Source organism: Acinetobacter sp. WCHAc060006 (assembly GCF_004209135.1).
Lineage (GTDB): Bacteria > Pseudomonadota > Gammaproteobacteria > Pseudomonadales > Moraxellaceae > Acinetobacter > Acinetobacter cumulans.
In genome coordinates this window covers 1-829 of sequence record NZ_SGSS01000092.1, presented here as the reverse complement: position 1 = coordinate 829, position 829 = coordinate 1, and the positions used below count along the sequence as shown (strand labels likewise).

The following is an 829-nucleotide window of genomic DNA, read 5'->3' as shown; positions in this document are numbered from 1 at the left end:
TGCTGTTTCTTTTAAGAAATCAGTGTTTGGCAACAAACCGATTTGTACGAAGATGCCTGCTAGTTCAACAGTGTGTTCAACATCAGTTGCACGGTCTTTGTATTTCAGTGCAGTCACTTGTTTGCCATCACCAACCACTTCTGTAGAAAGCGCATTCTTAATTACAGTGGTGTTCGGTAAGCTGTTCAATTTGTCTTGTAATACTTGGTCAGCACGTAGTTTGGTATCAAACTCAACAAGCGTTACATGCTCAACAATACCTGCAAGGTCAATGGCTGCTTCTACACCTGAGTTACCGCCGCCAATTACTGCAACACGTTTGCCTTTGAATAATGGACCATCACAGTGTGGGCAGTACGCTACACCACGTGTACGGTATTCTGCTTCACCCGGTACATTCATTTCTCTCCAACGTGCACCTGTAGACAGGATGACAGTTTTCGATTCAAGTTTTGCACCATTTTCTAAAGTCACTTCAACCAAACCATTCGCCGTTTGTTCAGCACCTTTGATGTCTGCAACACGTTGTAGATTCATGATATCTACGCCGTATTCACGAACGTGCGCTTCCATTTCAGCGGCAAATTTAGGACCTTGGGTCTTTTGAATAGACGTGAAGTTTTCGATGTCCATGGTATCCATCACCTGACCGCCCATGCGCTCAGCAACGATACCTGTTTTAATGCCTTTACGTGCCGCATAGATTGCAGAAGTATTACCTGCAGGACCGCCGCCAATCACAAGAACGTCAAATGCGTCTTTTTCATTGATTTTTGCAGCTTCTTTCGCATCAGAATCAGTGTCTAATTTGGCAATGATTTCTTCCAAA

At 43.9% G+C, this 829-nt stretch carries 1 protein-coding gene; it reads right to left on the bottom strand.

The window, feature by feature from the left end; genetic code table 11:
• Positions 1-829, bottom strand: an 829-nt coding sequence (locus EXE29_RS17320; protein ID WP_165382517.1) for an FAD-dependent oxidoreductase, incomplete at both ends; no start/stop codon positions are given.